This window comes from Streptomyces sp. NPDC028991, assembly GCF_055564775.1.
The window spans coordinates 338,677-348,174 of sequence record NZ_JBVHVP010000006.1; the positions used below are offsets into that span (position 1 = coordinate 338,677).

A 9,498-nucleotide genomic window follows, 5' to 3' on the forward strand; every position below is an offset into this window, starting at 1 on the left:
CGAGGGGGCGTACACGGCATGAGTCTCGGAGACGACCACCAGTCCGGCGACGGCTACGGCGGCACCGGCCAGACTCGGACCCGGCTGCCCGACGGGGGCGACGACGGCTACGGCGGCCCCCGGCGCGGCGGCCGCTCGTCGTCCCGCGGCCTGGTCACCGTGGTGGGCGTCGTCGTCCTCCTCATCGCCGCGATCGCCTTCGCGAACCGTGGAGGAGACGATTCCGCAGCCTCGAACGACACGGCCGCGGACAAGCCGAAGACGTCGGCGACGGCACCGTCGGGGAAGCAGCCGGTACGGGCGGGCTTCGCCCGGGACGAGCAGGGGGCACAGAGCGCGGCGGCGAACTACGCGGTGGCTCTCGTGTCAGCCGACATCCTCAAGCCGGCCCGGAGAGCCGAGATTGTCCAGCAGGTCTTTGTTGCCGACAAGCAGGCCGCCCTGCTGGACAAGTTCGACAAGGCGTACAGCAAGGAATTCTTGAGCACCATCGGCCTGGACGAGAACGGCAACGCCACGGGCGGCAGCGCCTACGTCTCACGCACCATGCCGATCGGGACCAAGACCACGCAGTACTCCGACACCGCGACGACCGTGAACGTCTGGTGCACAGGCGTGTTCGGCACAGCGGGTGAGAAGACCACCGATCCCGTCAGCAGCGACTGGTTCACCATGACCCTGCAACTGCGTTGGGTGGACAACGACTGGAAGGTCGAGAGCTTCTCCCAGGAGGACGGGCCCGCGCCTGTCCCCGGAGACAACAAGGCCTCCAGTGCCGACGAGATGTCCAAGGCCGTCCAGGAGTACGGAGGGTTCACGTATGCCCGCTAGTCGGCACCGCGTACTCAAGGCCGCCGCTGTTCTGACCGCTGTACAGGCCACGGTCGTGCTACTGGCGACCCGTGCCACCGCCGCGCCCACGCCGTCACCGACCCCGTCGGATGACAACTGTGATCTCATCGTCGGCCCCGCCAAGGACTACTGCGAACGCGGCGAATCCTCAGGAGGCACCGGAGGCGGTACCGGGACCCTCGACGACCCCACCACCACCCTCGACCCCCTCTCGTCCCTCGCCAAGGGCTGTGCCGACGCCGCCGCCTGGACCGTCGACACCCTCAGTGACGCCGTGAAGAGCACCGCCGAAGTCGACTTCACGAACGGCACGTTCCTCAAGCAGTACGCCGTCGTCTTCGGGGCATCGGCGATCCTGACACTGATCCTGTGGCTGCTGGCGGTCACCAAGCGCGCCGTCCGCGGCGTCCCCTTCACCACCGCGCTCTCCGAAGCCGTCGGGTTCCTCTGGCTCACCGTCCTCGCGTCGGCGTTCACGCCGCTGATCCTCTACACGGTCGTCTCCGCCACCGACGCCGTGACCGACGTCCTGGCCAAGGGCACCGGGGACCAGACGGACGCCTTCTTCGGCACGTTCTCCCAAGCGCTGAAGCAGGGCGACGACATCGGCGGCGGCCCCATCATGCTGATCCTGGTGTCGTTCGTGTCGATCATCGCCGCGGGCGTGCTCTACCTGGAGCTGTATCTGCGGGCCGTCCTGCTCTACGTCGGCGCGCTGCTCGGTGTCGTCGTCTACGCCGGCCTGGTCGACAAGAACCTGTGGGGCCACGTCCGCCGCTGGGCGGGCATCATGATCGCGGTGATCATGGTCAAGCCCGTGATCGTCATCGTGCTGGGCCTGGCGGGCGCGCTGACCGCGGAGGACGGCCCCGACTCCGTCGCCGCCATCGTCTCCGGCCTCGCCATCATCCTGCTCGCCATCTTCGCGTCCGCGATGATCTACCGCTTCGTCCCCGGCTTCGGCGACGAGATCGCGAACAGCCGCAACAACCGCATCATGCAGGGCGCCGAAGGCAAGGCCGCCGCCGTGATCAGCTCCCCGGCGAACCTGGTCGCGCAGGGCATCAGAACCCACAGCACCCGCCACAACGGCGACGGCGGAGGCGGCGGCCAGGCCGGGTCCTCCGCCACCCCCCGCCCCTCGAACCCCGCCTCCGGCGGAGTCGCCGCGCACAGCTCGCGCCCCTCGAACGGCGGCGGCGGAACTGTCCCCTCCGCCGCACCCGCACCGCGCTCCGGCAGCCCGGTGAACACGCCCCACGCCGGCAACAACCGCAACAGCGGCACTAGTAAGAGCACAGGAGGTGACGGGCGTTGACGACCGAGTCCCACGTGTCCCATCCGGTCACGCCCCGCCGTACGTATCTGATCGGCCGCGCCCGGCCGAACGCGATCGTCGGCCGCAACCGCGAGACCGGTGAGATCGCGCTGATCGTCGTGGGCGCGTTCCTCGGCATGATGTGCGGGCTCCTCGTCCCCGTCCTGACCCTGCGCATCGTCCTGCTCTGCGGCTTCCCCATGCTCGCGCTGGCGGCCGTCTACGTGCCGTACAAGCACCGGACGTTCTACAAGTGGTTCGAGATCAACCGCAGCTACAAGCGGACGCTCCGCCGCGGCACCACCTACCGCTCCGGCGTCGTCGAGGCCGGCACCAGGATCGACGGGCGGGAGGTCGAGGTCGGCCCGCCGCCCGGCATCGGCCGCATCAACTGGCTGGCGGCGCCGTTCGGGCCGGACGAGATCGCCGTACTGCTGCACGCCGACCGCAGAACCGTCACCGCCGCGATCGAGATCGAGGGCCCCGGCGTCGGCCTGCGCGACTCGGAGGACCAGGAAGCCCTCGTCGACCGCTTCGGCACCCTGCTCAAGCACGTGGCCAACGGCGACGGCTTCGTCACCCGCATCCAGATGCTCGCCCGCACCCTCCCGGCCGACCCCGACGCGCACGCCAAGGACGTCGCCCAGCGCGGCGACGAGAAGGCGCCGCCGTGGCTGCGGCAGTCGTACGACCAGCTCCAGTCCATGGTGTCCACCAGCAGCGAGCAGCACCGCGCCTACCTCGTCGCCTGCATGCACTACACCCGGGAGCTCGCCGCCGAGGCCAACGCCATGGCCCGCGCCGCCCGGCCGCAGAACGGGCGCAAGCTGGACCGGGACGCGGGCCTCGCGGTCGTCATGGCCCGCGAGCTGACCGACATCTGCTCCCGCCTCCAGGAAGCCGACATCCGCGTCCGCCAGCCGCTGGGGCAGGGCCGGCTCGCCTCCCTCATCCACGCCATGTACGACCCGGACCACCCCATCGACCACATCCAGGCGATGACCAAGCGCAACGCCTGGCCGGCCGAACTGGACGCCATGGAGCCCACCTACCTCCAGGCCAAGACCCGGGAGTCCTCCACCCGCGCCCCCTGGTGCCACGCCACCGCCTGGGTCAAGGAGTGGCCGATGACCCCGGTCGGCGTGAACTTCCTCGCGCCGCTCCTCGTCCACACCCCGGACGTCATCCGCACGGTCGCCGTGACGATGGACCTCGAACCCACCGAGGTCGCCATCGAACGCATGCTGACCGAGAAGACGAACGACGAGGCCGAGGCCTCCCGCGCCGCCAAGATGAACCGCACCGTCGATCCCCGCGACATCGCCGCCCACGGCCGGCTGGACCAGCGGGGCGAGGACCTCGCCAGCGGCGCGGCCGGCGTCAACCTGGTCGGCTACATCACCGTCTCCTCCCGCTCCCCCGAGGCACTGGCCCGCGACAAGCGGACGATAAGGGCCTCGGCGGGAAAGTCGTACCTGAAGCTGGAGTGGTGCGACCGTGAGCACCACCGCGCCTTCGTGAACACACTTCCGTTCGCCACCGGCATCCGAAGGTAGGGGCTGAGCCTGATGCGGGACCCGATGTCCGTCCTCACCGACGCCTTCACCTCCTTCCTCTTCGGGAAGGTGGAGACGACCCGCCTGCCGGCCCGCACCTCCACGGGCCAGGCGCAGGCCGTCTACCTCCCCACCGCCGCCCCCGGCCTCGGCGACTCCGGCGTGATCATCGGCCGCGAGGTCTACTCCGGCAAGGGCTACATCTACGACCCCTTCCAGCTGTACGGCCAGCAGCTCCCCGCCCCCCACTGGCTGGTGCTCGGCGAGTCCGGCAACGGCAAGTCGGCGCTGGAGAAGACGTACGTCCTGCGCCAGCTCCGCTTCCGCGACCGCCAGGTCGTCGTCCTGGACGCGCAGGGCGAGGACGGCGTCGGCGAGTGGAACCTCATCGCCGAGGAGCTGGGCATAACTCCCATCCGGCTGGACCCGATGGCCGCCCTGGACCACGGCATCCGGCTCAACCCACTGGACCCGGCGATCACCACGACCGGGCAGCTGGCCCTGCTCCGCACGATCATCGAGGTCGCGATGGGGCACGGCCTGGACGAGCGCTCCGGCTTCGCGCTCAAGGTCGCGCACGCCTACGTCAACGAGACCATCGTCGAACGCCAGCCCGTCCTCACCGACATCGTCGAGCAGCTCCGCCACCCCGAGCCGGAGTCGGCCGAGGCGATGAACGTCGCCATAGACGACGTACGGGCGTGGGGCCTGGACGTGGCACTCGTCCTCGACCGGCTCGTCGACGGTGACCTGCGCGGCATGTTCGACGGCCCGACCACGGTCGGCATCGACCTGGACGCCCCGCTCACCGTCTTCGACCTCTCCCACATCGACCGCAATTCCATCGCCATGCCGATCCTCATGGCCATCGTGGGGGTCTGGCTGGAGCACACCTGGATCCGGCCCGACCGGAAGAAGCGCATCTTCCTGGTCGAGGAGGCCTGGCACATCATCAACAGCCCCTTCGTGGCGCAGCTGTTCCAGCGGCTGCTGAAGTTCGGGCGCCGGCTGGGTCTGTCGTTCGTGGCGGTGGTGCACCACCTGTCGGACGTCGTCGACGGGGCGGCGGCCAGAGAAGCCGCGGCCATCCTGAAAATGGCCTCCACCCGGACCATCTACGCCCAGAAGGCCGACGAGGCACGGGCCACGGGGCGCGTCCTGGGCCTGCCACGCTGGGCGGTCGAAATCATCCCGTCCCTCACACCCGGCATCGCGGTGTGGGACGTCAACGGCAACGTGCAGGTGGTCAAACACCTGATCACCGAGACCGAACGCCCCCTGGTCTTCACCGACCGCGCGATGACCGAGTCCTCCGCCGACCTGGGCGACGACGCCCTGCGCGCCGCCGAACTGGAGGCCGAGGAGAGGGCGGCGGCCTTCGTGGAACAGCACATCGGCGACCCGTCCGAATCGACGGTGGCGTAGGAAGACGGGGAGGGACCGGAGGCATGAGACCGGACGACCGCCGCGGCCAGCGGCCGGCCCAGCAGGGCGGCATCCCCGACAGCCTGCTGCTCGGCATACTCGCCTTCCTCCTCGGCATGACCCTGCTGGTGTGGACGGCGACCGGCCTGTCCGCGCTCTTCGCCCACGGCTCCTGGCCCTCCGGCGTCACCTTCACCGGCACCCCCATGGCCATGCGCCACCTGATCTCCGAACCCCACGACATCCCCGGCGCCTGGCCGGACACCCCCGAGGCGGCACTCTCCGGGTACGGGCTGTTCTGGGGGCTGTTCATCGGCCAGATGATGGTGCTGACGGTCCTGACCGTGTTCGTGATGGGCACGGCGGCCCGGTGGCGGGCAGTACGGCGGGGTCGGCGAGTACGGCAACCGAGGGCGGACGTACACAGCCCGGAACCGGCCCCGCAGCCCGAACCCCGCCCGCAGCCCGAACCCCGCCGGCAGGCCGGTCCGGCCCCGCAGCCCGAACCGGCGCCGGAGCCCCGGCCGTCCCCGTCCCACGTGCACGAGGTGCCGACCCCGAGGGCCCCGCAGCAGGAGACGCCGCCGGAGCAAGTGCCCTTGGCCGCTGCGGCCGACGCCGCCCGGACGGCCGGATGGCCGGCAAGCCGCGCCGAAGGCGCCGTTCACTACGGCCCGCCGGACGCCCGCCACTCGACCGCCGTACGCGCGGTACGCGACGCGGAGGGCCCCGCCCTCGTCATCACGTCCAACCCGGCCCTCTGGGCGGACACCAAGGACGCCCGGGCGAAACTCGGCCCCGTCCACCTCTACGACCCGAACCATCTCTGCGACACCCCGGCCCGTGTCCACTGGTCCCCCACCGCCGGCTGCGAGGACAGACAGACGGCCACGACCAGAGCGGCCGCCCTCCTCACCCCGGTCCGCCCCACCGCGCGGCTCGACCAGGCGGTCGGCGACACCGCCGAACTCCTGCTGCGCAGCTACCTGCACGCCGCCGCCATCGACGGCCGCACCGTCCGCCACGTCCACCGCTGGTCCCAGGGACTCCAGATCCAGGACGCCGTACGCGTCCTCCGTACCAACCCCAAAGCCGCCGCGGGCTCCGCGGGCGAACTCGAAGGTGCCCTCACCGCCCACCCCGACCGCCGGGACATGGCCCAGCAGCTGACCACCCGGGCCCTGGCCACCCTCTCGACGGTGAACATCCGTGAGGCGTGCACTCCCAACCGAACTGATGCCCTCGCCTTGGATTCCTTCATCGCCGAACAGGGAACCCTTTACGTGGTGGGTGAATCCATCGAGGACCCCCGTACGAGCCCGGGCGCGATGCCGCTGCTGACGGCGCTCGTCTCAAGCGTGGTCGAGCGCGGCCGGCGCATGGCCGAACGGTCATCCTCCGGTCGCCTCGACCCACCAATGACGCTCGTCCTGGACGACGTCGCGGCCGTGGCTCCGCTCCCCCAGCTCCCCGAACTGCTGGCGACCGGAGCGGACCGGGGCATGCCGGCCCTGGCACTGCTCCGGTCCCGCGAACAGGGCCGCTCCCGCTGGCCCCACGACGAGCTCCCGGTCTAGGGCCGGTCCGCCGGTAACGCCTGTCCGCCGGGCCCGCCGGGTCCGCCGGGTCCGCCGGTCCGGCACCGCGTCAGCGCTCGAGCACGTACTCCAGCTCGTGGTCACCGGGCCCGCCCACCAGCGGCACCGTCCGCCCGCTCGGCGCGAACCCCGCCTTCCGGTACGAACCCCGCGCCCGCCCGTTGTCCGGATGCACGATGAGCCGCACCCGCTCCAGGCCACTCGCCCACGCCCACTCCAGCCCGGCGTCGAACAGCGCCTTGGTCAGCCCGCTCCCCCGCCACTCGGGCCGTACGAACACACCGACCACGTGTCCCTGCCGACGCTCCACCGGAAACCCGGCCCAGTCCGTCGTCCCGGCCTCCTCCACCAACACGGTCAGTGTCCCGAGCCACCGGCCCCCCGGCCCCTCAGCCACGATCTGCCGCGCCCCGGACGCGCCCTCGGCAGCACCGGCCGCCCGCTCCTGCCAGTAGGAGTCCGGCCGGGCCGCCGCGTCGTCGTACGTCTCCAGGTACGCGAGACGCGCGACCGGGTCCCGCAGCGCACGCAACCGCAGCTCCTTCACGGCCGGCCACTCGTCGGCACGTATGGAGCGGATCACGTAGTCACCGGGGACCGAGGCAGTCATGCGGGCCACCGTAATACCCGGGTACTACGCCCCTCACCCGATATACGGCCCCCGGGCGGACGCCCGCCCCGCCCGGACCCCCGACCATAGTCGGATGGAGCCCGTGAAACCCGCGCCGGCAGAACGCGCGGCCGAACCTCTCACCGAGTACGTCCAACGCGTCACCCGGCGATTCCGCGCCGCCGACCGACGCCATCCACTCGTGTGGGACCTGCCCCTCACCGGCTTCTGGGTGACGGCCGCCCTCATCGACGCCTCCGGCGGATGGCGCAACGTCGCCCACCGCCCCGACCTCCCCGGCGGCCTCATCGTCATCCTGAGCCTCGCCCTCTCCGTCCCCCTCCTCTGGCGCCGCAGCCACCCGCGAGCCGCCCTCCTGCTCACGCTGCCAGCGGCCCTGGTGAGCGCGTGGTCGGGAGCCGCCCTCCAGGCAGCCCTGCTCCAGCTGCTCCTCGTCCACCACATCGCGCTGCGCCTGCCCCTGCGCAACCTGTGGTGGGCGGTGGCCCTGGTGATCGCCCCGACCTGCGTCACGGTGGCCCGCTACGGAGACAGCGCGGGCTCCTGGAACCAGCAGGTCGGCTCGCAGCTCCTCGCCATCGGCACGGCGACCCTCATCGGCATCACCGTCCGCACCCGGCGCAACTACACCGAGGTCCTGGAGGACCGCACCCGCCGCCTGGAAACGGAACGCGACCAGCAGCTCCGGCTCGCCGCCGCCGCCGAACGCGCCCGCATAGCGCGCGAGATGCACGACATCATCGGCCACAACCTCTCCGTCATCACCGGCCTCGCCGACGGCGGGCGCTACGCCGCCGCCAAGTCCCCCGAACGCGCCGCGCAGGCCCTGGACGCCATCGGCACCACCAGCCGCCAGGCCCTGGGCGAACTCCGCCGCCTCCTCGACGTCCTGCGCGACGACGAGCAGTCGGGGACCCCTGCCGAACTTGCCCCGCAACCCGCCCTCACCGACCTCGACCGACTCCTCGACGGTGTCCGCAAGGCCGGCCTCCCCGTCCGTACGACCGTCAAGGGCCACCCCACGCTCCCGGAGGGCCGCCAGCTCACGGTCTACCGCGTCGTCCAGGAGGCACTCACCAACACCCTCAAACACGCCGGTCCCGACGCCACCGCACACATCGCCCTCTCCTACGAGCCCGGCGGCGCCGTCGCCCTCACCGTCACCGACACCGGCCACGGCGGACCGGCGACCGCCCCCTCCGGCGGCCGTGGCCTGCCCGGAATGCGCGAGCGAACGTCCCTGTACGGCGGCACACTCGAGGCCGGCCCGCGGCCACGCCCCGAACGGGGCTGGCGCGTACACCTGCACCTACCGGAGGAACCCCCGCAGTGACCACCGTCCTCATCGCCGACGACCAGCCGCTCCAGCGCTTCGGCTTCCGGATGCTCCTGGAGAGCCAGGACGACATGACGGTCGTGGGTGAGGCGGCCAACGGCGCCGAAGCGGCCCGTATGACCGCCGAACTCCACCCCGACGTCGCCCTCATGGACGTCCGCATGCCCGGCCTGGACGGCATCGAGGCGACCCGCCGCATCGTCGCGGGCGGCGGCCGCACCCGGGTTCTCATCCTCACGACCTTCGACCTCGACGAGTACGCCTACGCCGGCCTGCGCGCCGGAGCCTCCGGATTCCTCGTCAAGGACGCCCAGCCGGAGGAGCTGCTCTCCGGCATCCGCGCGGTGGCCACGGGCGACGCGGTGGTGGCCCCGAGCCTGACCCGCCGTCTGCTCGACGCATACGCCCACCATCTGCCGGCACCGGCCGCCGAGCCGCACGACGACTCCCCGGACCCGCGCCTGGCCTCTCTCACCGAACGCGAGACCGAAATCCTCAGAGTCCTGGGCCAGGGCTGGACCAATACGGAGATAGCCGAACGCCTCCACCTCGCCGAGTCGACGGTGAAGACCCACGTGGGCCGCGTCCTGGCCAAGACCGGCTCACGGGACCGCGTGCAGGCCGTGATCCTGGCGTACGACACGGGGCTGGTAAAGCCGACCTGACAGACCTAAAAAAAGGGGGCCGGAAACGCAGAAAACCCCGCACCGTTCCCGGTGCGGGGTTTCCTCGCAATGATTGTTCGGCGGCGTCCTACTCTCCCACAGGGTCCCCCCTGCAGT

Annotated in this window: 8 protein-coding genes; 7 read left to right on the plus strand and 1 reads right to left on the minus strand. The window is 71.3% G+C overall.

Annotation, left to right across the window (positions count from 1 at the left end; translation table 11 throughout):
* Nucleotides 1-18 precede the first annotated feature (18 nt).
* From ACZ4V1_RS16545 to ACZ4V1_RS16565, 5 genes are read left to right on the plus strand one after another with little or no spacing between them, the layout of a single operon-like run.
* Complete coding sequence (locus ACZ4V1_RS16545) at nt 19-831, plus strand: DUF8175 domain-containg protein (protein WP_468335647.1); 813 nt, start codon at nt 19-21, stop codon at nt 829-831.
* A complete protein-coding gene (locus ACZ4V1_RS16550) occupies nt 821-2,170 on the plus strand; it encodes a hypothetical protein (protein ID WP_468335650.1) in 1,350 nt (449 codons plus the stop codon). The genes ACZ4V1_RS16545 and ACZ4V1_RS16550 overlap by 11 nt, the downstream gene beginning before the upstream one ends.
* Nucleotides 2,167-3,726, plus strand: coding sequence for an SCO6880 family protein (locus tag ACZ4V1_RS16555; protein ID WP_468335653.1), 1,560 nt, complete (start codon nt 2,167-2,169; stop codon nt 3,724-3,726). Before ACZ4V1_RS16550 ends, ACZ4V1_RS16555 begins: the two co-directional genes overlap by 4 nt.
* 12 nt (nt 3,727-3,738) lie before the next feature.
* A complete protein-coding gene (locus tag ACZ4V1_RS16560; RefSeq protein ID WP_468335656.1) occupies nt 3,739-5,151 on the plus strand; it encodes an ATP-binding protein in 1,413 nt (470 codons plus the stop codon).
* Between the two features lie 23 nt (nt 5,152-5,174).
* Nucleotides 5,175-6,728: a type IV secretory system conjugative DNA transfer family protein gene (locus ACZ4V1_RS16565; protein WP_468335659.1), complete on the plus strand. Its 1,554-nt coding sequence runs from the start codon at nt 5,175-5,177 to the stop codon at nt 6,726-6,728.
* Nucleotides 6,729-6,798: 70 nt separating this feature from the next.
* On the opposite strand, the gene ACZ4V1_RS16570 is transcribed toward ACZ4V1_RS16565, so the two are convergent.
* Nucleotides 6,799-7,359, minus strand: coding sequence for a GNAT family N-acetyltransferase (locus ACZ4V1_RS16570; RefSeq protein WP_468335662.1), 561 nt, complete (start codon nt 7,357-7,359; stop codon nt 6,799-6,801).
* Nucleotides 7,360-7,453: 94 nt separating this feature from the next.
* Here ACZ4V1_RS16570 and ACZ4V1_RS16575 point away from each other — a divergent pair, with 94 nt between their 5' ends.
* Nucleotides 7,454-8,713, plus strand: coding sequence for a sensor histidine kinase (locus tag ACZ4V1_RS16575; RefSeq protein ID WP_468335665.1), 1,260 nt, complete (start codon nt 7,454-7,456; stop codon nt 8,711-8,713).
* Nucleotides 8,710-9,381: a response regulator gene (locus ACZ4V1_RS16580; protein ID WP_468335667.1), complete on the plus strand. Its 672-nt coding sequence runs from the start codon at nt 8,710-8,712 to the stop codon at nt 9,379-9,381. The genes ACZ4V1_RS16575 and ACZ4V1_RS16580 overlap by 4 nt, the downstream gene beginning before the upstream one ends.
* Nucleotides 9,382-9,498 lie beyond the last annotated feature (117 nt).

Coding starts and splice junctions, on each gene's coding strand:
- ACZ4V1_RS16565 (WP_468335659.1), top strand. CDS start 5,175: ATGAGACCGGACGACCGCCGCGGCCAGCGGCCGGCCCAGCAGGGCGGC.
- ACZ4V1_RS16575 (WP_468335665.1), top strand. CDS start 7,454: ATGGAGCCCGTGAAACCCGCGCCGGCAGAACGCGCGGCCGAACCTCTC.
- ACZ4V1_RS16560 (WP_468335656.1), top strand. CDS start 3,739: ATGCGGGACCCGATGTCCGTCCTCACCGACGCCTTCACCTCCTTCCTC.
- ACZ4V1_RS16545 (WP_468335647.1), top strand. CDS start 19: ATGAGTCTCGGAGACGACCACCAGTCCGGCGACGGCTACGGCGGCACC.
- ACZ4V1_RS16570 (WP_468335662.1), bottom strand. CDS start 7,359: ATGACTGCCTCGGTCCCCGGTGACTACGTGATCCGCTCCATACGTGCC.
- ACZ4V1_RS16550 (WP_468335650.1), top strand. CDS start 821: ATGCCCGCTAGTCGGCACCGCGTACTCAAGGCCGCCGCTGTTCTGACC.